We start from the raw sequence: 21,310 nt of genomic DNA, 5'->3' as shown, positions 1-21,310 counted from the left end.
CTCGCGCGTTCCGTGGGTGCTCGCCGTCCCCGCGGCGCTCGCGCTGGCGCTGGTCGTGCTGCCCGTCGTCGGCCTGCTGGTCCGCACCGACCTCACGCGGCTGCCGTCGCTGATCGTCACGCCGTCGTCGTGGCACGCGCTGCGGTTGTCGCTGATCACGGCGGCACTGTCCACTCTGGTCTGCGTGCTGCTCGGCGTGCCGCTGGCCGTCGTGCTCGCGCGGGCCCGGTTCCGCGGGGTCCGGCTGCTGCGGTCGATCGTGCTGCTGCCCCTGGTGCTGCCGCCGGTGGTCGGCGGCCTCGCGCTGCTCTACCTGCTCGGCCGCAAGGGTTTCCTCGGCATCCTCATCACGACCCTGACCGGGGAGTCCGTGCCGTTCACGACGACGGCGGTGGTGATCGCGCAGTCGTTCGTCGCGATGCCGTTCCTCGTGGTCAGCCTCGAAGGCGCGCTCCGGAACTCCGGCGACCGCTACGAGCAGGTCGCCGCGACGCTCGGCGCGCGCCCGTGGACCGTCTTCCGCCGGGTCACGCTGCCGCTGCTGTTGCCCGCGCTCGGCTCCGGCGTCGTGCTCAGCTTCGCCCGCGCGCTCGGCGAGTTCGGCGCCACGATCACCTTCGCGGGCAGCCTCGAAGACGTCACCCGCACCCTGCCGCTCGAGGTCTACACGCAGGCCCAGGTGGATGTCGACAGCGCGGTGGCGCTCGCGCTGCTGCTGATCGTCGTGGCGATCGTCGTGATCGCCGTCGCGCGGCCGCGCTCGTGGGAAGGCGGCCTCCGGTGAGCCTCGCCGCCCGGATCGACGCCGTCCGCGGCTCGTTCCACCTCGAAGTGGACCTCGACGTGCCCACCGGGAGCGTGCTGGCGCTCCTCGGCCCGAACGGTTCCGGCAAGTCGACGGTCCTGGGCTGCCTCGCGGGGCTGGTCACGCCGGTGTCGGCGGAGATCACGGTGGCCGGGCGCGCACTGGACGGCGTGCCGCCGCACCGGCGCGGGATCGGGCTGCTGTCCCAGGACGCGCTGCTCTTCCCGCACCTGTCCGCGGTGGACAACGTCGCGTTCTCGCCGCGCTCGACGGGCGCCGGCCGCCACGCCGCGCGGGAGCGGGCCTTCTACTGGCTGGCCGAAGTCGACGCCGTCTCGCTGGCCGACCGGCGGCCGGGGCAGTTGTCCGGCGGGCAGGCCCAGCGCGTCGCGATCGCCAGGGCCCTGGCCGCCGAACCGGACCTGCTGCTGCTCGACGAGCCGTTCGCCGCCCTCGACGTCGACGCCGCGCCCGCGATCCGCGGCCTCCTGCGGCGGGTGCTCAAGACCGGGCCGACGACCGTGCTCGTCACGCACGACCCGCTGGACGCGCTCGCCCTCGCCGACCACGTCGCGGTGATGAACGACGGCCGCGTCGTCGAACGCGGCCCGACCCGCGAGGTGCTTTCCGCACCGCGGACGGCGTTCACCGCGCGGATCGCCGGGCTCAACCTCGTCGCCGGCGTCGCGGTCGCCGAGGGGCTGCGGACGGCGTCCGGCTCAGTGGTGGCGGGTATTCCGGCGGTCGACGTCGTGCGGGGCGAGCCCGCCGTGGCGGTGTTCCCGCCGAACGCCGTCGCCGTCTACCCCCACGACGGCGGCCACCGCGGCAGCCCCCGCAACACCACCGACGCCGTCGTCGCGGCCCTGGAGCCGCACGGGCCGGTGATCCGCGTCCGGGCCGAGGGCGACGGCTGGGCCCACGGCCTCACCGCCGACCTCACCCCGGCCGCCGTCGCCGAGCTCGCCCTCGAGCCCGGCTCGGCGGTGACGCTGTCGGTGAAGGCCGCGACCGTGGTGATCCACCCGGCCGCGGCCTCCTGACTCACCCGTCGTGGTGGTGGCCGCCCGGGTGGACGTGGAACTTCGCCACCTCGGGCGGGTGCACGACGAACGGCCGCATCATGCCCTCGTCCTCGTGGTCGAGGATGTGGCAGTGGAACATGAACTCGCCGGTGCCACCCCCGAACCGCCCGGCGACGCTCACCCACTGGCCGGGGTTCACGATGATCGTGTCCTTCCAGCCCTCCTCGTACTTCTCCAGCGGGACGTCGGTGAAGCCCTTGATCGCCGTCGTCGTCCGCTCCGCGGCCGGGTCGAACGTCGTCGTGAAGCTCCGCCGGAACAGCGCCTGGAACTCCGTCAGGTGGATGTGGATCGGGTGCGCCGGCGGGCGGCCCGCGAGGTGCACCAGGTTCCACACCGCCCACCGGTCGTGGTCGATGAAGATCCCCGTGGTGTCGTCGAAGACCCGGCCGTTCATCCGGAACGTCCGCAGCCCGCCGTTCGGGTCCTGCAGCTCGATGACCCCCTTGCCGCCCGGGTCCGCGTCGACCTCCTGGAGGTCCCACATCTCGGGATGGCCGTCGGCGTTGAGCAGCAACGCGATCCAGACGTGGTCGTGGTCGTCCGGCAGCGTCGAACCGTGCACGAGCCGCTGGTACGACGTCGAGACCTTCTCCGGCAGCTGGAACGGGTCGCGCTTCGCCCGGCCGTCCACCCGGAACTCCATCAGGTCCGGTTCGATCGTGCCCAGCGCCGGGTCGGCGTTGCGCAGCTTGAGCTTCTGCCCCTTGAAGCGGCTGAAGTCGATCAGGACGTCGAACCGCTCGGCCGGGGCGACGGTCAGCCCGCCCGCGGGCAGCTCGGCAGGCGCGGGCAGCAGGCCGCCGTCGGTGCCGATCAGGCGGACGGCCTCGTTGTGCGCCACGTTGTTCTCGTCGACCAGGTTCAGCGTGTAGAACCGTGAGTTGGCCGCGTTGAGCAGCCGGAAGCGGTACCACCGCGCGTCGACGTCGAGGTGCGGCCAGATCACGCCGTTGACCAGGTTGAACGGCCCCGAGAACGGGATCAGCGGCCCGTTCGGCGGCACGTACGGGACCTTGAACAGCAGTTGCCCGGTGAGCGCGCCGGTCGCCGGGTCGGTGTCCAGGTTGCGGTCGGTGATGATCAGCGGGATCTCGTGGTCGCCGTGCGGCAGGCCGAGCGCGTCCTCCTCGTCGTCGCGGATCAGGTACATCCCGGCCAGGCCCGTGTGGACGTTGAAGCGCGTGATCGCCATCGCGTGGTCGTGGTACCAGAGCGGCATCGCCTGCTGGCGGTTCTGGTACTCCGCCAGCTGGGACGTGCCCTTGAGACCCGCGTTGTGCGCCCAGCCGTCGTTGCCCGCGTTGGTGCGCGCGCCGTGGAGGTGGACGACCGTCCACGACGGCAGGTCGGTGACGCCCTCGATGATCGAGTAACCGTCCCGGTCGAGCTCGCGGCCCGGACGGCTGGCCGGCGCGGTGGCGACCGGCCCCTGAACCGCGACGAGCGGAATCTTGCCGTCGATTTCGTTCGACCACGAAATCCGCACCTGTCTGCCGCTGCGCACTTCGATCGTCGGACCCGGGAAATGTCCCGCGTACGTCCACAAAGTACTTTCGGGCAATTGCGAGTGCAGCTTCTGCCGGGTGGCGACCATCGGAATGGTGATCGTTTCCCGGTTGTGCGGCCGCAACACCGGTGGAACCGGCAGCGGGTCGAGGAACTTGGTGAGTCCCCAGTTCGGCTCGGCGGCGGGCGTGGTGGCCGCCGGGCGCTCGATGATTTCCGTCATGTGATTTCCCCCTTCGGTGCGGGGGCAGGAAGAATTGCGCGGCGACGGACGCACCGTCGACGTCGAAAAGTATTCCCCCGAACCCCCTCGGTGACCGGATACGCGACTCCCCTCGCGATAACGGCAATTCCCACTGTAGCCTTTTTCGGCGTGCGCCGCAGGTGTCTCGCGCGCGTGATAGGTTTCGCCCATGAACGAACGCCGGTGGACGTACCTCTCCGACATGGACGGCGTCCTGGTGAAGGAGGAGCACCTCGTCCCGGGGGCCGACGAGTTCCTCGCCGAACTGAAGGCGAACGGCATCGACTTCCTGGTGCTGACGAACAACTCGATCTACACCCCGCGCGACCTGCGGGCCCGGCTGGAGCGCACCGGGCTCGACATCCCGGAGGAGTCGATCTGGACGTCGGCGCTGGCGACCGCGAAGTTCCTCTCGTCGCAGCGGCCGAACGGCTCGGCGTACGTCATCGGCGAAGCGGGCCTCACCACGGCGCTGCACGAGGTCGGCTACGTGCTGACCGAGCGTGACCCGGACTACGTCGTGCTGGGCGAGACCCGCACGTACAGCTTCAGCGCCATCACCCGCGCGATCCGCCTCATCGAAGGCGGCGCGAAGTTCATCGCGACCAACCCCGACGCGACCGGCCCGAGCGTGGAGGGCTCGATGCCGGCCACCGGGTCCGTCGCGGCGCTGATCGAGAAGGCCACCGGGCGCTCGCCGTACTACGTCGGCAAGCCGAACCCGCTGATGATGCGCTCGGCGCTGCGCCGGCTCGGCGCGCACTCGGAGTCGACGCTGATGATCGGCGACCGGATGGACACCGACGTGCATTCGGGCATCGAAGCCGGGTTGCAGACCATCCTGGTGCTCACCGGCATATCCAGCCGGGAGTCGGCCGAACGCTATCCGTATCGGCCGACACTGGTGCTCGACTCGGTCGCCGACCTGATCGGGCGAACCCAGGACCCGTTCGGAGAAGGCTGACCTACGCCGTACCGGAAGCAGGGCTTATCGTCACCGGATGAGCAAGTCCACGTACGTGATCGGCGACGTTCACGGCCACCGTGACGAACTCGCCGACGCCCTGAGAGCCGAGGGCCTGGTCGACGACGAGGACAACTGGTCCGGCGGCGAGGACCAGCTGTGGTTCCTCGGCGACTTCGTCGACCGCGGCCCGGACGGCGTCGGCGCGATCGACCTGGTCATGCGGCTCGAAGGGCAGGCGGCCGAGGCCGGCGGCCAGGTGCAGACCCTGCTGGGCAACCACGAGATCCTCGCGCTGGGGATGTACCACTTCGGCGACGAGCCGGTGCCGTCCGACTTCGGCCCGCGCAGCTTCGCCCGCAGCTGGGAGATCAACGGCGGCCTGCTCTCGGACCAGGACCGCCTGACGCCGGAGCACATCGAGTGGCTGGCCGCGCGCCCGCTGGCCGCGCTCGCCGCCGACCACCTGCTGCTGCACTCGGACACGCTGGAGTACCTCGACTGGGGCTCGTCGATCGAGGAGATCAACGAAGCGGCGGGCGAGATCCTCACGGGTTCGGACATCGAAGCGTGGTGGGATGTGTGGCGCCGCATGACGACCCGGTACGCCTTCCGCGGCCCGGACGGCGAAGAGAACGCCGAGAAGCTGATGGAGGTCCTCGGCGGCTCCCGGATCGTGCACGGGCACAGCGTCATCGCCGACCAGCTGGGGATCCACCCGACCCAGATCGAGGGACCGTTCCTCTACGCGGGCGGCAAGGCGCTGGGCGTCGACGGCGGCCTGTTCGTCGGCGGACCCTGCCTGGTGGTCGAGCTGCCGTACGAGCCGGAGTCCTGATCAGGCGATCTCGACGATCTCCTTGCCGAGCGGCATCAGCGACACCGGGATCAGCTTGAAGTTCGCGACGCCGAGCGGAATGCCGATGATCGTGATGCACAGCCCGATACCGGTGACGATGTGCCCGATCGCCAGCCACCACCCGGCGAAGATGAACCAGATGACGTTGCCGAGGAACGACGCGGTGCCCGCGTCACGCCGGTCGACGACCGTGCGGCCGAACGGCCACAGCGCGTAGTGCGCGATCCGGAACGACGCCAGCCCGAACGGGATGGTGACGACGAAGATGCAGCAGATCACGCCGGCGACCAGGTAGCCCAGCGCCATCCAGAAGCCGCACAGGACGAGCCAGATGAGGTTCAGCAGCGTGCGCATCAGACGTGCAGCTCCCCGCTGACGACCGTGACGGCCTGGCCGGCGAGGTGGACCCGGTCGCCGTCCTGGCGGGTCCGGACGATCCCGCCGCGCGTCGACACCTGCTCGCCGGTCAGCTCGTCCTTCCCCAGCTTCCCGGACCAGTAGGGCGACAGGATGCAGTGCGCCGAGCCGGTGACGGGGTCTTCGTCGATGCCGACGCCGGGCGCGAAGAAGCGGCTGACGTAGTCGACGTCGTCGCCTCTCGCGGTGACCAGCAGCCTGCCGTTCCAGGTGTTCTTGAGCTTCGCGAGGTCCGGTTCGAGCGCCCGGACGGCCTTGGCGTCGGGCAGGACGGCGAAGAGGTTCTCGACGCCGCGCCCGGTGTACTCGATCTCGGCGCCGGGGAGGATTTCGGACAGGTCGTCGCCGGTCTCCCGCGGCGGGTCCGAGGGGAAGTCCAGCTCGACCCAGCCATCCGCGGCCTTGGCACGCAGCTCGCCGCTCTTCGTGGTGTACGTCTGTTCGCCGCCGAGGACGTGGGTGGTCGCGACGGTCGCGTGGCCGCACAGCGCGACCTCGACCTCGGGCGTGAACCACCTGAGCGACTTCGGGCCGTCCTGGGACGTGACGACGAAGGCGGTCTCGGCGTGCTTCATCTCGGCGGCGACCGCCTGCATCCAGGCGGCGTCGGCGGGCTCGTCCAGCAGGACGACCCCCGCGGAGTTCCCGGCGAAGGCCCGGTCGGTGAAGGCGTCGACGATGAAGAAGCGCATGCCACCAATGTAACCGCGGCCCGCGCCGCCGATCTTGATCGGCGCGGGATTTAGGGGATGCCCCCTAGGACGTCTCACCGATGGTCGGCCGCATGATCTTCTCGCCGTCGGGTCCCTCGTCCGGCTTGAGGTCGAAGACGTCGTCGTCGACGCCGTACTTGTTCTTGTGCTCCTGGTCGTCTTCCTTCTTCTTGCCGGCCCCGGCGGCGCCCGCGGCCCCGGCACCACCGGCCTTGCCCTTGGCCGCCGCGGCGGCGGTGGCACCGCGTTCGAGACGTTCGCCCGGTGCCTTGCCCGTGCTCTTCCCGGTGGCCTTGCCGCCTTCGCCCGGCGTCTCCTTCGGCGTGCCGCCGGCGCTGCCGGACACGCGGGAACCGGCGAACCCGGTCCCGGCCCGGCCGGACCCGATGCCGGGCTTGCCGCGCGTGGTGTCCCCGCTGCCGCTTCCGCCGCCGACGCCCGGGTTGCCGGTCATGGCGAGCCCGTCGGGAGTGAGGCGGCTGAACCCGCTCGCCGCCGGTGCGGCGCGGAAGTTCGTGTTGCCGCTGAAGGTGCCGGTCCCGCTCGTGGTGCCGGGCGGAACGTACGGCGGCGTCGTCCCGGGCGGTGTCGTTCCCGGCGGGGTGGCCCCACCGGGGACGAAGGTGCCGCTCGTGCCGCCCGGCCCGGTGGTCCCGCCGGCGGCCGCGGTGCCGCCGAGGCCGGTGGTGCCCGTGCCGCCGCTGCCGTGGAACCCGGACGCGGAGGTGGAGTCACCCTGCCCGAGCTGCGGCGGCGGGGCGTAGGTGGGCTGGGAGCCGGCGGTCTCGTGGTAGGTCGAGTCGAGGTTGTGGAGGACCTGCACGGCCTGCTGGTGCGCGGCGTCGGCCTGCTGCTGCTTGGCCTGGATGCCGTCCATGGTGCCGCTCATGCCGATGAGGTCGCCGGATTCGTACTGCCGTCGCGCCTTGTCCAGCTCGGCCTGCTGGTCGAAGCCGGTGGGCTCGGGCATGTTCGTCTTGGCGTAGTGGGCCGCGGCGGACTGCTGGGAGTAGTGGTTGGAGACCAGCTGCATGGCGTTGCCGGTCTGCTCGGTGTGACTGGCGGTGCTTTGGAAGAAGGTGCTCGCCTGGTCGGCCGCGGGTCCCTGCCAGGAGCCGCCCGCCGCCGTGGCGGCGTCGCGGAACTGGTTGGAGGCGTCCGCCAGCCAGTTCCCGTAGACGTTGGCGACGCGGCTGCGATCGTTGATGCCCTCGATGTCGAGGTCCTTGTGGACCATGTCGTACAGCACTTCGTGCGGGCTGTTCGCGTAGTTCTCGCCCGGGGCAGGCGAATCGCCTCGCAGCGTCTGCCCGTCCTGCAAGAGTTTCCCTTGCGCGACCGAGTAGTCCGACGCGGCTTTCTGCGTCAGCTGCTGCGCGTCGCCGTGGCCTTGGAGCTTCTGTGCGGTTTCCGCGTAGTAGTCACCCTCGGATTCGCGATGCTGCGCCCGGTGCGGCTGACTCATGGCTGGACTCCGTCTCAGTTCTTCGGCAGTAGTGGCTCGACCTTCGCGGCGATGTCTTCGACCTGCGTACAGGCGGTCGCGGTGTCCGAGCCGGAACTGACCAGGACCAGCGCCCGCGAGCTGGGCTTCACTTCCAGCCACACGCCGCACTGCCCGGACGAATGCTCCGGTTCACGTTCTTCGACCGCGGGACGCCCGTTCACATTTCCTTCGCTCGCCTGGCTGGGATTGCCGACGTTGTCCCGGTAGTTCTGGCCGGCCTGAAGGGAGAGAATCACATCCACGCCTGGCGTGTCACCGGCTGTCGCCTTCGAAGTGCGACAGCTGTCCTTGGCCCGCGCGACCGTGGGAGTCGCTCGGGGAAAGCCTTGCCCGGTAAGTGCTTGGTCGAGCACGGTGCATTGGTTCAAGCCCGCGAAAGGAGAGGCGCTCGCGCTGTCGGTTCCAGGAGCGGTCGATGCTGCCGCTGACGAGCTGGGGCTCGCCTGCCCTCCTACCTGGCTCGTGCAGGCGGTCAGACTCAGTGCGAGGGTCAGCGCGGCCAATGCGCGCGGAGCACGACGTGCTGTCACTTCCCCTGCAGCCCCTTGTCGAGCTGGGCGAAGGTCATGCTGTGGGCATCCTCGGTCTCGCGGTAGTTCTTGCGGGCGATGACCATTGCCTCGCGGGCCTGCTGAACGCCTTCGCGCATCTTGATGAGGTTGGGGATCAAGGACTCTTCGTCGCCATTGGCGACCTTGACGTTGAAGGCGGCCACGGACTTGGCGTACTCGCTGCCGCCCATGTCGGCTGCGGTCGCCAGGAGGCTGACGTCACCGATCATCCGGTTGTAGCCGTCGATGAAGAAGTCGCAGGCCTTCATGTACGCCTGGAAGCCTTCCTCGTTGACCGCGAACTGGCCGCTTTCCGCGAGTGACTTCAGGTGGCTGCCACCCTCGCTGACCCGCTGCGCCGCGGCCGAATCCACCGGCCCGGCGACGATGCCCGAGAGGAAGTTCGAGCCCGCGTCACCGGCGGCGGCGGGCGGAGGTGTGAAGGACCCCGGTGCGCCGAACTGCGATCCGCCCATGACGCCCTCCCCGTCGTCCGGTGACACCCTGCGTGGTCCTCTCGCACTGTACTAGTGACGAACGAGGGGCGTCAGTGGTTCCCGGGTGCGGCGGAGTTCCTGCCACGCTCGTGGAGCCGGCTTCGCAGGTGAGAACCGTCCGATGGGATGAACCGAACCCGGCTTTCGCCGCCCGGCAGGGCCTCGGTGACCATCAGGAACCGGCCGCCGTCGTTGTCGACGAACGTCGTTGTGCTGATCGGGTGAAGCGCGCCTTGGCCGTGCCGGGCCGACAGCTCGAACGTGCCGTAGCGGTGCAGGGGCCACGCCGAGAACTCGGCCGCCGCCGCGGCGTCCTGGCGGGAGCCGGGGGAGACGAACGCGAGCTCGGCCAGCGGCACCGGCGGGTAGCTCGGCAGCATCCCGACCACGAGGTCGACCAGCCGGTCCGGGCGGGCCTGCGCGAAAAGGATCTCCTCGCCGGCCAGCTCGGAAAACACGCCGAGGCCGTGGCCGATGGCCGCCCGGTAGAAGACCTGCCGGTTTTCGGCGATCTCGGCCGCCCGGACGATGATGAGCACTTCGGGCTGCGTCCACGCCCTGAGCGTCTGCTCGACCTCGACGTCCAGCTTGTCCGGAGTCGCCAGCCCGCGCGCCCGCATCGATTCCCACGACTCCGCCGCGATGCGGTCGTGCTCCTCCACGGTGCGTCCCGGGCTGCGGATCTCGAACGGGTGCCAGTTCGCCGGAAGACCGGCCCGCCGGACCGCGACGTCGACCTCGGCCAGGCCCAGTGAGAATTCCTCCGGCACGTCCCCGAGCGTAGCGGAACCACCACCCGGCGCCCGGCTGTCGATGATTCGGCGAAATCTTCGTGGCGGCGGAAACCTTTTCGGAAGCAGCGGCAACTTGCGGGCAGAACCGAGGACGTCAAGGAGAGCTGCGATGAGTGAGACCGGGTCCGCCAGGCCGCGGATACGCCGACGCTGGGTGGTGATCGCCCTGGCGTTGGCCGTGCCGGCGCTGGTCGTTCCGTACCTGCTGCTGACGCGCGGCGAGCCGGAGGCGGTGGCGGTGGACACCGCCGCCTACTACCAGTTCGTCTCCGTGCGCAGCGGCAACGCGCTGGACGTGGCCGGTGCGGACCACGCGGACGGCGTCCGGATCCAGGAGGAGAAGCGCACCGCCGGTGCCGCGAGCCAGCAGTGGCAGGTGAAGCTCGTCGACGGCGGCTTCTGCCAGTTGGTCAACCACAACAGCGGGAAGGTGCTGGGCGTACGGAAAGCCGGCACCGGGCCGGCCGACGTCGAACAGCAAACGGACACCGGCGCCGCCGACCAGCAGTGGAAGCTGACCGATGCCGGACACGGCGCGGTGAAGATCGTCTCGCGCGGCAGCGGCTTGGTCCTCGGCGTGCACAACGGCGGCGACACCGCCATCGTCCCGTCCGCCGACACGGGCGGCTCCGACCAGCAGTGGACGCTGGCCAAGACGGCCACCCCCGCCAAGCCCTCGGCTCCCACCCGGCCCACCGCGTCCCAGCCTTCCTCCAGCGCGTCCGCCACGCCGCCGGCGACGCCGGCCGGTGCGGGGGGGCTACAGCTGGCGCAACGTCCAAATCGCCGGTGGCGGCTTCGTCACCGGCTTCGTCTTCAACCCCAGCCGCAAGGGCCTGCTGTACGCGCGCACCGACATGGGTGGCGCCTACCGCTGGGACGGCGGCGCCGGTCAATGGGTCCCGCTGACGGACTGGGCCGCGGACTGGAACCTGTACGGCATCGAGAGCGTGGCGACCGACCCGGCCGATCCCGATCGCCTGTACCTCGCGACCGGCACCTACACCAACGACTGGGCCGGTAACGGCGCGATCCTGCGCTCCACCGACCAGGGACGAACGTTCCAGCGCACCGACCTGCCGTTCAAGCTGGGCAGCAACGAGGACGGCCGGTCCATGGGCGAACGGCTCGCGATCGATCCCGCCGACCACCGGACGCTGTACCTGGGCACGCGCGAGAACGGGCTGTGGCGCAGCACCGACTTCGGCGTGACGTGGAACCAGGTTCCCGGCTTCCCCGTCACCGACGGCGCGAGCAGCGGCGTCGGCCTGTCCTTCGTGACCTTCGGCCCGGCCGGGAGCAGGACGATCTACGTCGGTGCCGCCGACAAGACCACCTCGCTGTACCGCTCCACCGACGGCGGCGCCGGCTGGCAGGCCGTGCCCGGCCAGCACACCGGGCAATTGCCCCAGCACGGCGTCCTGTCCGGAGACGGTTCGCTGTACGTGAGCTACACCGACGTCCCGGGCCCGAACGGCGTGAAAGCCGGTTCGGTGTGGAAATACACGCCGTCCACCGGGGCCTGGAAGGACGTCTCGCCGGTTTCCGGCGACGGGTTCGGCTTCGCCGGGCTGGCGGTGGACCCGCAGCACCCGGCCACGGTGATGGTCACCACCCTCGACCGCTGGTGGCCCTCGGACGAGCTGTACCGCTCCACCGACGGCGGGGCCACCTGGAAAGCCCTGGGTGCCACGTCGGTCCGGGACGCCTCCGGCGCACCGTACGTCGGCACCGGCATCGGTCACTGGATGGGCGCGCTGGCCCTCGACCCCTTCGATTCGGGCCACGTCCTGTACGGCACCGGATCGGGCCTGTGGGCGAGCAACGACGTGACCGCGGCCGACCGTGGCGGCGCCACGCACTGGACCGTCCCCGCCAAGGGCCTGGAGGAGACCGCGGTGCTCGGCCTGGTCGCGCCGCCCGGCGGCAAGCTGGTCAGCGCACTCGGCGACGTCGGCGGGTTCCGCCACGACGACCTGGACAAGGTGCCGGCCGCGGCGTCGTCCGGACCGCGCTTCAGCAACACCACCGGCATCGACTTCGCCCAGGCCAAGCCGGACGTCGTCGTCCGCGTCGGCTACAGCGACCAGGCACGCGGCGCCTACTCCACCGACGGCGGTGCCACCTGGCGGCCGTTCTCCGGGTCTCCGGTGAGCGCCGCGGGCGGCGGCAGCGTGGCGATCTCGGCCGACGGCGCCACCGTGGTGTGGACCGCGGCCGGGCAGGTGCCCGCCGTCTCCACCGACCGCGGCGCGACCTGGACGGCGTCGGCCGGCCTGCCCAAGGGCACGGCCGTGGTGGCCGACCGCGCCGCCGCCGGCACCTTCTACGCGCTCAGCGGGGGCACCTTGTTCGCCAGCACCGACGGCGGCCGGAGCTTCACCGCTCGCGCCGGCGGTCTTCCCGGCGGGCACCTCGAGGCGGTTCCGGGCCTCACCGGGGATCTGTGGATCGCGGACGGCGGGGGGCTCTGGCACTCCACCGACGGCGGCGCGGGCTTCCGCAGGCTGGATGGTGTCCAGGCGGCCGGCGCCGTCGGCTTCGGCAAGTCCGCCCCCGGTGCCAGCTACCCCGCGGTCTACCTCGTCGGCACGGTGAACGGCGTCACCGGCATCTTCCGCTCGGCCGACGGCGGCGGCGCCTGGAAGCGGATCAACGACGACCGGCACCAGTACGGCGGGGGCGCGGGCTCCGGCGTCATCACCGGTGACCCGGACGTGTACGGGCGGGTCTACGTCGGCACGAACGGCCGCGGCGTGCTGTACGGCGAGCCCGCCTGACCTGCGGCCGGGCCGGCGTTCGCGCCGGCCCGGCCGCAGGTCGCCACTGGTAGGTTGCCGCCTTGGACGGGGGCATGAGCAGGAAGCGGGCAGCCAGGACACATGCTCCTCGATGACACGTCGGCGGAGTTCCACGACTTCTTCGAACGGCACTACGCCGGGCTGGCCCGGTTCTCCTTCCTGCTGACCGGGGAAGCGGATGCCGCCGACGACCTCGCCGCCGACGCGCTGATCGCCCTGTGGCAGCGCTGGGACCGGCTGCGCGGAGCCGAGCACCCGCTGGCGTACGCCCGTGGTGTGGTCGCGAACCTGGCACGGGAACGGGTCCGCAGCGCGACACGCGAGCGCCGCCGGATCGCCCTGTTCTGGTCGCCGGGTTCGCAGCCGGAGCGGAGTTCCGACGTGGCCGCCGTGGTGGACGTGCGGGTGGCACTGGACCGGTTGCCCTTCGGGAAGCGGGCCTGCGTCATCCTCCGGCACGCCTTCGACCTGTCGGAGAAGGACACCGCGCGGGCGCTGGGCATCTCGGTCGGCGCGGTGAAGAGCCAGACCTCGAAGGGACTGGCCGAGCTGGAACGCCTGCTCGGTGGACGAGCGGCCGGGGACCTGGCGGCGGAGAGGAGGAGCCGGTGAACGAGGACATCGGCAGGCGGCTGCGCGAGGCCGCCGAGGCACACCAGCCCGACCGCGACCGGATGCTGGCCCGCGTGCACCGCGGCATGGGCGGCACCGCCGTCCCGCGGCGGCCGGGCATCGCGAGGTCATGGCCCAAAGTGGTGCTCGCGGGCTCCGCCGCGGCGGGCATCCTGGCCGTCGCCGGTCTCGCCGTCGCCGGAAGCGGCCAGACCGCGCCGGCACGCCCGGACGGCGAGATCACGCTCACCGTCCCGACCACGAGCGCCACGCCACCCTCGAGCTCCACCGGTGGCTCGGCTCCGCCGCCCGCGCCGGGCCACCCCGGCCGGACGACCACAGCCCGGCCGTCGCCGAGCAGCACCGACCAGGCCGCACCGGCCGGCAGCCGGGTCTCGGACGGGCCGTTGTCGGCGCAGGGCTCCATCGATCCGCACAGCACTGTCTACTGGGCCCAGGGCAACCTCACGCTCGACGTCGCCCAGCCGCTGACCGCGCTCACGGTCGAAGTGCGCGTCGCGCAGACCGGTGGCGTGCAGAGCACCGGCCAGTGGCAGACCGGGCCCGCCGACGACTTCACCGTCACCGCGCAGGAGAGTGACGGCGTCGTGGTCTACCGCTGGGAGCTCAAGCCGGGCCGAACCGTGCCGGCCGCGCAGCAGTTCTTCGCCGTCCAGTACAACCACATCGCCGGCACGCGGGACGCCGGTTCCGACAGCTACGCGGTGCAAGCGACGTCCGCCGGCGGCTCACACGCGCTCCAAGGCCGCTTCAGCCGGGCGAAGTGAGACTCCGAGCAGTCGCCACGAGCGGGTTCGCTTCCTAGACTCGGCGAGTCACCGTCGACTTCAGGAGGCACCATGCCTGACGCGCCCGCCCGGCCGAGTTACGCCTCGGGGATTTCGGAGGTCCCGCTGCTCGGGGACACGATCGGCGACAACTTCGACCGGACGGTGGCCGCGTTCGGGGACCGGGACGCGCTGGTGGACCGGGCCGGCGGCGGGCGGTGGACCTACCGGGAGCTGGCGGGCGAGGTGAACACGCTCGCGCTCGGGCTGGTCGCGCAGGGCATCGGCAAGGGCGACCGGGTGGGGATCTGGTCGCCGAACCGGGCGGAGTGGACCTTCCTCCAGTACGCGACGGCGAAGATCGGCGCGATCCTGGTCAACATCAACCCCGCCTACCGGTCGCACGAACTGGAGTACGTGCTCAACCAGGCCGGGATCCGGCTGCTGGTGGCGTCGGACGAGTTCAAGACCTCCGACTACCCCGCGATGGTCGAAGAAGTGCGCGAGAAGTGCGCGCGGCTGGAGCACGTCGTGGTGCTCGGCGGCGAGAGCTGGCGGGAGCTGATGGACGCCGGACGGCGCGGGGACCCCGCCCGGCTCGCGCACCTGCAGGCCGGGCTGTCGGCCGACGACCCGATCAACATCCAGTACACGTCCGGGACCACGGGCTTCCCCAAGGGCGCCACGCTGAGCCACCACAACATCCTCAACAACGGCTACTTCGTCGGCGAGCTCTGCAACTACACCGAAGAAGACAAGGTGTGCATCCCCGTGCCCTTCTACCACTGCTTCGGCATGGTGATGGGCAACCTGGCCTGCACCAGCCACGGCGCGTGCATGGTCATCCCGGCTCCGGCGTTCGACCCGCGCGCGACGCTCGAAGCCGTCGCCGCCGAGCGGTGCACGTCGCTCTACGGCGTGCCGACGATGTTCATCGCCGAGCTCAACCACCCCGACTTCGGCGAGTTCGACCTGTCGTCGCTGCGCACCGGGATCATGGCGGGCTCGCCCTGCCCGGTCGAGGTGATGAAGCAGGTCATCGACCGGATGGGGATGAGCGAGGTGTCCATCTGCTACGGCATGACCGAGACGTCCCCGGTGTCGACGCAGACGCGCGCCGACGACTCGGTCGAGCGTCGCGTGTCGACGGTCGGGCGGGTCGGGCCGCACCTGGAGGTCAAGGTCGTCGACCCCGAATCCGGCCTGACGGTCCCGCGCGGCGAGCCGGGCGAGCTGTGCACGCGCGGGTACTCGGTGATGCTCGGGTACTGGGAACAACCGGACAAGACGGCCGAAGCGATCGATGCCGCCCGCTGGATGCACACCGGCGACCTGGCGGTCATGGACGGCGACGGGTACGTCAACATCACCGGCCGCATCAAGGACATGGTCATCCGCGGCGGCGAGAACCTCTACCCGCGCGAGATCGAGGAGTTCCTCTACACCCACCCGGACATCCTCGACGCGCAGGTCATCGGCGTCCCCGACGAGAAGTACGGCGAAGAGCTGATGGCCTGGGTCCGGATGCGTGAAGGCGCTTCGCCGTTGACGGCCGAAAAAGTGCGCGAGTTCTGCAGCGGCAAGCTGGCGCACTACAAGATCCCGAGGTACGTCCACGTCGTCGACGAGTTCCCGATGACGGTGACCGGCAAGGTGCGCAAGGTCGAGATGCGCGAGAAGTCGATCACCCTGCTCGGCCTGGAGAAAGCAGCCGGGACCAAGCACGCCTGAACCGGCGTGTCAGCCGACCGCGGCGGCGGCTTCCGCGATCGCTTTGGCGTCTTCCTCGCCGAACGTCTCCTCGAGGTGCTCGGGCGAGTAGTCGAGGTCGATCTGCTCGACCGGCATCCCGCGTGCCGACTCGATCGCGCCCAGTCGGCGCTGCGCCCGGTCCGCCGCGTACTGGACGATCTCCTGCGGGTCGTTGTCGAACGGCAGTTCCTCGAACTGGTCCTGCACCCACTGGATCATGTTGAGCGCGTGCGGCAGCAGCTCGCCCATCCGCTGCTGCACGGCGTCCCACAGCGAGTCGTCCGCGGCGACGTGCCGCCGGCAGGTGAACGTGCCCCAGGCCATGTGGCGGCGCTCGTCGTCGCCGATGCGGCGGACCAGTTCCTGCATGCCCGGCAGGATGTCGTGCTGGGTGCAGATCAGCTGCCACGAGTAGTAGCCGGTCAGCGCGAGGCTGCCCTCGATGACGTGGTTGTACGTCACGCTCGCGCGGATCTGGTTGAGCGGGCTGGGATCGTCCTCCAGCGCCCGCAGCGACTGCGGGAGCTCTTCGTAGAACAGCTTGCGGTAGTGGGGGTTCTCGGCGACGTACGGGTGGAGGTCGTCGGTCAGCCCGACCGCGTCCATCCAGCGCCGGAACACTTCCGTGTGCTTGGCTTCCTCGAAGCAGAACTGGGTGAGGTACATCTCGTCGCCGAACCGGCCGGTCGCCGACATCGCCCGCATGAACGGCTGGATGTCCTCGGTGACCGCCTCTTCGCCGGCGATGAACTGCGCGACGAGGTACGTCGTGCTTCGCTGCTGCTCCGGGTTGAGCTTGTCCCAGCCTTCGCGTTCGTGGCTGAAGTCGATGTCGGCCGGGTTCCAGAACTTCTTGTTGCCCTTGGCGAACAGCCGCAGCGGGAAGGAGTCCCAGTTCAGCCCGCCCTTGCGCAGCGAGGAAAAACCGGTCCGGAGCTCCGGGAGCGTGTCGGTCATCGGTTCACTCCATTGTGGACGAATTGGCGGATGGCGGGTTCCATGACCGCGGTGACGGCGTCCGCCGCCTCCGCCGCCGAGTGCGTCGGGAGGACCAGGTGCGACAGCGAAAGCCGCACGACGGTCTCCGCGAGCAGGGCGGCCGCCTCGGCGGGCAGCCGGGGTTCGAACTCCAGGTACTGCTCGGCGGCGAGGTCCGTGGCCGCGCTGAGGATCGGCTCGCCCTTGGTCGTGAGCAGCGGCAGCAGGTCCTCGGCGGCTTCCGTGCCGAGCGCCGCCGCGACCAGGCGGTTCTCCCGCGCGTGCTCGATCGTGTAGACGACGGCGTGGTGGATGCCCGCCAGGAGCCCGTCCGCCGTTTGGAACCGCTGCCGGATCCCGTCGAGGAACTCCGACGCGGTGCGCAGCGCCACCGCCTGGGTCAGCGCCGCCTTGTTCCCGAACTCGTTGTAGACCGTCTGCCTGCTCACGCCGGCCCTGGCCGCGACGTCGGCCATCCGCAGGCCCGCGTGACCCCGGTCCGGCAGCAGGTCGGCGGCGGCGTCGAGCAGGGCTTCCCGGAGGGACGCCTTGGTCCGGTCAGTGAAGCTGGTCACACCCTCACCTTGACACAGATCGCGCCGCTGTCAAGGCGCTGTACATGATCGGTTTGGGTGTAAAACTGTCGGTGGTGGCCAGTAGCGTGTGGGTTGTGGGCATCACGGTGGGGTTTGACCTCGACATGACACTGATCGACGCGCGGCCGGGCATGGCCGCGGCGATGAACGCGCTCGGCGTCGAATCCGGCTTGCCGCTGGACGGCGACGCGTTCGCGGCCAACCTCGGGCCGCCGCTCGACGACATCCTGCGCGGCTTCGAAGCGCCTGAGGAACGCATCCCCGGGCTCGTCGACCGGTTCCGCGCGATGTACCCCGAGGTGGTCGTGCCGAGCACGGTCGCGCTGCCGGGCGCGGTCGAGTCCCTCCGCGCGGTGCGGGCCGCGGGCGGGCGCACGCTGGTCGTCACCGGGAAGTACGGGCCCAACGCGCAGCTGCACGTGGACGCGCTCGGGCTGGACGTCGACGAGGTCGTCGGCGAGCTGTGGTCGACGCAGAAGGCCGAGGCGCTCCTGGCGCACGACGCCCGGGTGTATGTCGGAGATCACGCCGGCGACATCCGCGGTGCCCTCGCGGCCGGGGCGATCCCGGTCGGCGTCACCACCGGGCCGTGCGACCGCACGCTCCTGCTGAGCGAAGGAGCGGAGGTGGTGTTCGAGTCGCTGACGGAGTTCCCGGAGTGGTTCGAGAAGACGTTCGCGGCGGTCGCCTAGTTCTTGGCCCGCGCTTCCAGGACCAGCGCGATCAAGCCCAGCAGCAGGCCCAGCGGCGTGATGACACCGGCGGCGACGGACAGCCAGATCGGCAGGTTCTCCAGCCCGGCGGCGAACATGATGAACACCGCCAGCACGGCGATCATGCCGAGGCCGAACAACCCGATGCCGACGCGCATCAGGAACGGTTTGCCGGGAGCGGCCACGCCGGCCTCCTTCGTCCTCGTCTTCATGACGCAAGAGGGTATCCGCCGGTATCGACTTCTCCCCAGGGCCTGTGGCGAGATACCCTTTCAGGAGCGCGCCCTGGGTACGCCCCGGGCGCGTTCGTCGTGAGCGGACAGCAGAAAGACTGGTGAGGGAAGTGCCGACCGGCAAGGTCAAGTGGTACGACGCGGAGAAGGGGTTCGGGTTCGTCACGCAGGACGGTGGCGCCGACGTCTACATTCGCAAGGCCGCGCTGCCGCAGGGCGTCGAGGGGCTCAAGGCCGGACAACGGCTCGAGTTCGGCGTCGCCGACGGCCGCCGCGGGCCCCAGGCCCTCTCCGTCCGGCTGCTCGACCCGCCGCCGTCCGTGGCCGAGGCGCGCCGCCGCCCCGCCGAGGAGCTGCACGGCCTGATCGAGGACATGATCAAGCTGCTGGAGCTCAAGGTGCAGCCGGACCTGCGGCGCAACCGCTACCCGGACCGCAAGCACACCAAGCAGATCGCCGAGATCATGCGCGCCGTCGCCCGGGACATCGACCCCTAAAGCGGGACCCCTAAGCCTCGAGCCGCAGGCCCCAGACGTCGCTGGGCAGCAGGCCGGACTCGCCGGTGTCCGCGTTGAGCACGGCCGTGTACTTTTGCACGTCCACCGCCGAGATGCGGTCGGCGGGCGTCGGCGGCGTGACCGTGTAGGCGTAGCGGTCCAGCGATGTGAACGGGATCGGGTCGCTCTGCTTGTACTCGCCCCGCGGGGTGACGTACTCGTAGACGATCTGCCACGGCGCGTCGGCGACCTCGCCGGGCACCGAGATCTGGACCGGCTTGCCCGGGCGGACCTTCAGCGTCTGCGTCGTGCCCTTCGCGCTGCACGGCTGCGCGAGCTTCTGCGAGTAGTCGCACGTGAGCACCGGCGTCGTGTTGATCGTGTGGCCGTCGGCGTAGAAGGTGACCTCGGCCGGGCCGGGCGCCGAGCAGCCGGCCACCGCGAACCCACCGGCCGCAAGCAGGGCCACCACCCGGGAACGTCGCATGGGCCGGAGCCTACCGGCGGGGCGCCGCGTCCCCGGGCAGGCCCTGGGCCGGGAAGCTGCCGGTCGGCTCGGGGCGCAGCGGCCGGTCGCCGCCGAGTCCCGGCACGAGCGAGCCCCCGCGCTGGACCAGGTACGTCTGCGCACACCCGATGGCCAGCACGATCGTGATCACCAGGAAGCCGATCCAGTACGTCGGCGGCAGCAGCAGGCCGACCGCCCCGCCGAGGCACCAGGCCAGCTGCAGCACGGTTTCCGAGCGGCCGAACGCGGACGCGCGCGACTCCTCGGGCAGGTCTTCCTGGATGACGGCGTCGAGGCTGATCTTCGCCAGCGCGCTGGCGGTGGCGCCGATCAGGCCGACGATCGCGGCCGTGGCCAGGCCGGGCAGCACGGTCGCGACCAGCGCGGCCAGCACGCAGCCCGCCACACACCCGACGATCACCTGGTCGGGGCTGCCGAAGTGCAGGCGCGAGCCCAGCGCGTTGCCGAGGAACCCGCCGGCGCCCGCCGCGACGCCGATGACGCCGAGCAGCAGCAGCTGCATGAACGGCGTCTGCCCGCTGCCCTCGGTCTGCGCCTTGACCGCGAACGCGGCGAACATCATGAGGAACCCGGTGAGCACGCGCACCGAGCCGTTGCCCCACAGCGCGACGACGATGTGGCGGCCCATCGGCTGGCGCCGCTTCTTCTCCTTCGGGTGGGCCCACAGCGACGTCGGGACCTCGCCCTCGGTCGCCTCCACCCACGCCGGGATCCGCATCGACTGCACGGCGGCGGCGACGCAGATCAGCGCCGTGAACCACAGCGCGCCCGCCGAGCCGGTGATCGCGTTGACGCCGCTGGCCAGCGCGCCGAACACGCCGGCGGCGACCAGCCCGAACGTCGTGAGCCGGGCGTTGGTCTTGGAGAGCGTGATCTCCGACGGCAGCACCCGGGGCGTCACCGCGGCCTTGAGCACGGTGAACGACTTCGACAGCACCATCATCCCGAGCGCGGCCGGGTAGAGCAGCCAGTCGTCGAAGTGCAGCGCCATCACGACGGCCATCAGCCCCTGGCCGATCGAAGACGCGCACATCGCCAGCCGCCTGCCGCGCTGCACCTTGTCGAGCGCGGGCCCGATCACCGGCGCGACCAGCGCGAACGGCGCGATCGTGATGAGCAGGTAGAGCGCCACCTTGCCCTTGCTCTCGCCGCTGGTCGCGGCGAAGAAGAGGGTGTTGGCCAGCGCGATCGCCATCGCCGCGTCGCTGGCGTAGTTCAGCATCACGGCGTAGGTCAGCGAGGTGAGGCCGGACTTCTCGGCGCCGTCGGCCTTCGTCGCGCGCTGGAAGGCGTCGACGGCCTGGCCGGTCAGCTGACGGCTGCGCATCGCGGCCACCCGCGTGACGGTGATCTTCTTCGGCATCTTCGGCGTGCCACCCGGCGTCCGCGGTTCCTCCCGCGGCGGCTCGGGCTCCGGCGGACGCGGTTCGCCCGCGTAGCCGCCGGTGTCGTAGTGCTCGTATTCGCCGCTGCCGGGATGGCGTTCGCCCTGGTAGAAGCCGGGTGGCTCCCGGCGGACGGGCTCGGTGCGGTGCGGGTCGTACGGCCGTGCCCCGCGCGGGGGCGGCGGACGGTGCCCCCGCGGCGTGGCGGCGGTCGGGGCCTCGTTCGCGTTCGGCCCGGCTTCTTCGCGGTAACCACCGCGCGGGACAGGCCGTTCGACGCGGGTCGGGGGAGGCGCGCTGTGGTGCTCGACGCGGGTGTGCTCGGCGCGGGGTGGCGCGGCGGCCTCCCGCCACGGCTTGGCCTGCGTCGCGCCGGGCTCCGGGGTCCAGCGCCGCTTGGACTTCCGGCCGCGCGGCTGCCCCGGCGGAGTGCCGTCGGAGCGGGAGCCGAAGAGTGCCACGTCTCAATCCTGCCTTACCG

22 protein-coding genes and 1 pseudogene are annotated in these 21,310 nt (G+C 70.9%); 11 read left to right on the top strand and 12 right to left on the bottom strand.

Going from position 1 to position 21,310, the window contains the following annotated elements; genetic code table 11:
- The first annotated feature begins 16 nt into the window (after positions 1 to 16).
- The gene (locus CF165_RS24905; RefSeq protein ID WP_093949983.1) at positions 17 to 784 is read left to right on the top strand and encodes an ABC transporter permease; all 768 of its coding nucleotides are present in this window, start codon (positions 17 to 19) and stop codon (positions 782 to 784) included.
- Complete coding sequence (locus CF165_RS24900; protein WP_093949982.1) at positions 781 to 1,848, top strand: sulfate/molybdate ABC transporter ATP-binding protein; 1,068 nt, start codon at positions 781 to 783, stop codon at positions 1,846 to 1,848. The genes CF165_RS24905 and CF165_RS24900 overlap by 4 nt, the downstream gene beginning before the upstream one ends.
- A gap of 1 nt (position 1,849) precedes the next feature.
- On the opposite strand, the gene CF165_RS24895 is transcribed toward CF165_RS24900, so the two are convergent.
- A complete protein-coding gene (locus tag CF165_RS24895; protein ID WP_093949981.1) occupies positions 1,850 to 3,622 on the bottom strand; it encodes a multicopper oxidase family protein in 1,773 nt (590 codons plus the stop codon).
- A gap of 190 nt (positions 3,623 to 3,812) precedes the next feature.
- Here CF165_RS24895 and CF165_RS24890 point away from each other — a divergent pair, with 190 nt between their 5' ends.
- Positions 3,813 to 4,607: an HAD-IIA family hydrolase gene (locus CF165_RS24890; RefSeq protein ID WP_093949980.1), complete on the top strand. Its 795-nt coding sequence runs from the start codon at positions 3,813 to 3,815 to the stop codon at positions 4,605 to 4,607.
- Positions 4,608 to 4,644: 37 nt separating this feature from the next.
- On the top strand, positions 4,645 to 5,445 hold the full coding sequence (locus CF165_RS24885; protein ID WP_093949979.1) for a metallophosphoesterase: 801 nt from the start codon (positions 4,645 to 4,647) through the stop codon (positions 5,443 to 5,445).
- On the opposite strand, the gene CF165_RS24880 is transcribed toward CF165_RS24885, so the two are convergent.
- The 6 genes from CF165_RS24880 to CF165_RS24855 form a co-directional block, all read right to left on the bottom strand.
- Positions 5,446 to 5,820: a YccF domain-containing protein gene (locus tag CF165_RS24880; RefSeq protein ID WP_093949978.1), complete on the bottom strand. Its 375-nt coding sequence runs from the start codon at positions 5,818 to 5,820 to the stop codon at positions 5,446 to 5,448. It abuts the gene before it with no gap.
- The gene (locus CF165_RS24875; RefSeq protein WP_093949977.1) at positions 5,820 to 6,575 is read right to left on the bottom strand and encodes a PhzF family phenazine biosynthesis protein; all 756 of its coding nucleotides are present in this window, start codon (positions 6,573 to 6,575) and stop codon (positions 5,820 to 5,822) included. The genes CF165_RS24880 and CF165_RS24875 overlap by 1 nt, the downstream gene beginning before the upstream one ends.
- 64 nt (positions 6,576 to 6,639) lie before the next feature.
- Positions 6,640 to 8,061 carry a hypothetical protein gene (locus CF165_RS24870; RefSeq protein WP_093949976.1) on the bottom strand — a complete coding sequence of 474 codons (1,422 nt, stop codon included), beginning with the start codon at positions 8,059 to 8,061 and terminating at the stop codon, positions 6,640 to 6,642.
- A 14-nt stretch (positions 8,062 to 8,075) separates the two neighbouring features.
- Positions 8,076 to 8,633: a DUF3558 family protein gene (locus CF165_RS24865; protein WP_093949975.1), complete on the bottom strand. Its 558-nt coding sequence runs from the start codon at positions 8,631 to 8,633 to the stop codon at positions 8,076 to 8,078.
- The gene (locus CF165_RS24860) at positions 8,630 to 9,130 is read right to left on the bottom strand and encodes a hypothetical protein (protein WP_093949974.1); all 501 of its coding nucleotides are present in this window, start codon (positions 9,128 to 9,130) and stop codon (positions 8,630 to 8,632) included. The genes CF165_RS24865 and CF165_RS24860 overlap by 4 nt, the downstream gene beginning before the upstream one ends.
- Before the next feature lie 71 nt (positions 9,131 to 9,201).
- Positions 9,202 to 9,921 carry an ESX secretion-associated protein EspG gene (locus tag CF165_RS24855; protein ID WP_240521772.1) on the bottom strand — a complete coding sequence of 240 codons (720 nt, stop codon included), beginning with the start codon at positions 9,919 to 9,921 and terminating at the stop codon, positions 9,202 to 9,204.
- A 43-nt stretch (positions 9,922 to 9,964) separates the two neighbouring features.
- On the opposite strand from CF165_RS24855, the pseudogene CF165_RS52780 reads away from it, so the two are divergent.
- The 5 genes and pseudogenes from CF165_RS52780 to CF165_RS24835 all read left to right on the top strand — a co-directional run.
- Positions 9,965 to 10,546, top strand: a pseudogene (locus CF165_RS52780) (RICIN domain-containing protein); the annotation flags it as partial.
- 148 nt (positions 10,547 to 10,694) lie between these two features.
- The gene (locus CF165_RS24850; RefSeq protein WP_240521771.1) at positions 10,695 to 12,725 is read left to right on the top strand and encodes a WD40/YVTN/BNR-like repeat-containing protein; all 2,031 of its coding nucleotides are present in this window, start codon (positions 10,695 to 10,697) and stop codon (positions 12,723 to 12,725) included.
- Between the two features lie 102 nt (positions 12,726 to 12,827).
- A complete protein-coding gene (locus tag CF165_RS24845) occupies positions 12,828 to 13,358 on the top strand; it encodes a SigE family RNA polymerase sigma factor (RefSeq protein WP_093949973.1) in 531 nt (176 codons plus the stop codon).
- Positions 13,355 to 14,146 (top strand): hypothetical protein, encoded by a 792-nt coding sequence (locus tag CF165_RS24840; RefSeq protein WP_093949972.1) that lies wholly within the window; start codon positions 13,355 to 13,357, stop codon positions 14,144 to 14,146. Before CF165_RS24845 ends, CF165_RS24840 begins: the two co-directional genes overlap by 4 nt.
- 72 nt (positions 14,147 to 14,218) lie before the next feature.
- Positions 14,219 to 15,877: an AMP-binding protein gene (locus CF165_RS24835; RefSeq protein WP_093949971.1), complete on the top strand. Its 1,659-nt coding sequence runs from the start codon at positions 14,219 to 14,221 to the stop codon at positions 15,875 to 15,877.
- Positions 15,878 to 15,886: 9 nt separating this feature from the next.
- Here CF165_RS24835 and CF165_RS24830 read toward each other — a convergent pair whose 3' ends face one another.
- Together CF165_RS24830 and CF165_RS24825 are read right to left on the bottom strand one after the other, a co-directional pair.
- Positions 15,887 to 16,855, bottom strand: a complete 969-nt coding sequence (locus CF165_RS24830) for a R2-like ligand-binding oxidase (protein ID WP_093949970.1) — start codon at positions 16,853 to 16,855, stop codon at positions 15,887 to 15,889.
- On the bottom strand, positions 16,852 to 17,451 hold the full coding sequence (locus CF165_RS24825) for a TetR/AcrR family transcriptional regulator (protein ID WP_093949969.1): 600 nt from the start codon (positions 17,449 to 17,451) through the stop codon (positions 16,852 to 16,854). Before CF165_RS24825 ends, CF165_RS24830 begins: the two co-directional genes overlap by 4 nt.
- Before the next feature lie 95 nt (positions 17,452 to 17,546).
- Here CF165_RS24825 and CF165_RS24820 point away from each other — a divergent pair, with 95 nt between their 5' ends.
- A complete protein-coding gene (locus CF165_RS24820; RefSeq protein ID WP_093949968.1) occupies positions 17,547 to 18,164 on the top strand; it encodes an HAD family hydrolase in 618 nt (205 codons plus the stop codon).
- On the opposite strand, the gene CF165_RS24815 is transcribed toward CF165_RS24820, so the two are convergent.
- The gene (locus CF165_RS24815) at positions 18,161 to 18,397 is read right to left on the bottom strand and encodes a hypothetical protein (protein ID WP_167441562.1); all 237 of its coding nucleotides are present in this window, start codon (positions 18,395 to 18,397) and stop codon (positions 18,161 to 18,163) included. The two genes, CF165_RS24820 and CF165_RS24815, sit on opposite strands and share 4 nt — an antisense overlap.
- Before the next feature lie 131 nt (positions 18,398 to 18,528).
- Here CF165_RS24815 and CF165_RS24810 point away from each other — a divergent pair, with 131 nt between their 5' ends.
- Positions 18,529 to 18,915 (top strand): cold-shock protein, encoded by a 387-nt coding sequence (locus tag CF165_RS24810; RefSeq protein ID WP_013230216.1) that lies wholly within the window; start codon positions 18,529 to 18,531, stop codon positions 18,913 to 18,915.
- A gap of 10 nt (positions 18,916 to 18,925) precedes the next feature.
- On the opposite strand, the gene CF165_RS24805 is transcribed toward CF165_RS24810, so the two are convergent.
- The gene (locus CF165_RS24805) at positions 18,926 to 19,402 is read right to left on the bottom strand and encodes a DUF2771 family protein (protein WP_093949967.1); all 477 of its coding nucleotides are present in this window, start codon (positions 19,400 to 19,402) and stop codon (positions 18,926 to 18,928) included.
- A gap of 10 nt (positions 19,403 to 19,412) precedes the next feature.
- Positions 19,413 to 21,290, bottom strand: a complete 1,878-nt coding sequence (locus tag CF165_RS24800) for an MFS transporter (RefSeq protein ID WP_093949966.1) — start codon at positions 21,288 to 21,290, stop codon at positions 19,413 to 19,415.
- Between the last annotated feature and the right edge of the window lie 20 nt (positions 21,291 to 21,310).

This window comes from Amycolatopsis vastitatis, from assembly GCF_002234595.1.
Lineage (GTDB): Bacteria > Actinomycetota > Actinomycetes > Mycobacteriales > Pseudonocardiaceae > Amycolatopsis > Amycolatopsis vastitatis.
This window is presented reverse-complemented; position numbering and strand designations above follow the sequence as displayed.

Bases quoted from the DNA above. Each gene is read 5' to 3' on its own strand.
- CF165_RS24845 (WP_093949973.1), top strand. From the start codon at position 12,828: ATGCTCCTCGATGACACGTCGGCGGAGTTCCACGACTTCTTCGAACGG.
- CF165_RS24830 (WP_093949970.1), bottom strand. From the start codon at position 16,855: ATGACCGACACGCTCCCGGAGCTCCGGACCGGTTTTTCCTCGCTGCGC.
- CF165_RS24870 (WP_093949976.1), bottom strand. From the start codon at position 8,061: ATGAGTCAGCCGCACCGGGCGCAGCATCGCGAATCCGAGGGTGACTAC.
- CF165_RS24860 (WP_093949974.1), bottom strand. From the start codon at position 9,130: ATGGGCGGATCGCAGTTCGGCGCACCGGGGTCCTTCACACCTCCGCCC.
- CF165_RS24875 (WP_093949977.1), bottom strand. From the start codon at position 6,575: ATGCGCTTCTTCATCGTCGACGCCTTCACCGACCGGGCCTTCGCCGGG.
- CF165_RS24895 (WP_093949981.1), bottom strand. From the start codon at position 3,622: ATGACGGAAATCATCGAGCGCCCGGCGGCCACCACGCCCGCCGCCGAG.
- CF165_RS24835 (WP_093949971.1), top strand. From the start codon at position 14,219: ATGCCTGACGCGCCCGCCCGGCCGAGTTACGCCTCGGGGATTTCGGAG.
- CF165_RS24885 (WP_093949979.1), top strand. From the start codon at position 4,645: ATGAGCAAGTCCACGTACGTGATCGGCGACGTTCACGGCCACCGTGAC.
- CF165_RS24805 (WP_093949967.1), bottom strand. From the start codon at position 19,402: ATGCGACGTTCCCGGGTGGTGGCCCTGCTTGCGGCCGGTGGGTTCGCG.
- CF165_RS24815 (WP_167441562.1), bottom strand. From the start codon at position 18,397: ATGAAGACGAGGACGAAGGAGGCCGGCGTGGCCGCTCCCGGCAAACCG.
- CF165_RS24880 (WP_093949978.1), bottom strand. From the start codon at position 5,820: ATGCGCACGCTGCTGAACCTCATCTGGCTCGTCCTGTGCGGCTTCTGG.
- CF165_RS24890 (WP_093949980.1), top strand. From the start codon at position 3,813: ATGAACGAACGCCGGTGGACGTACCTCTCCGACATGGACGGCGTCCTG.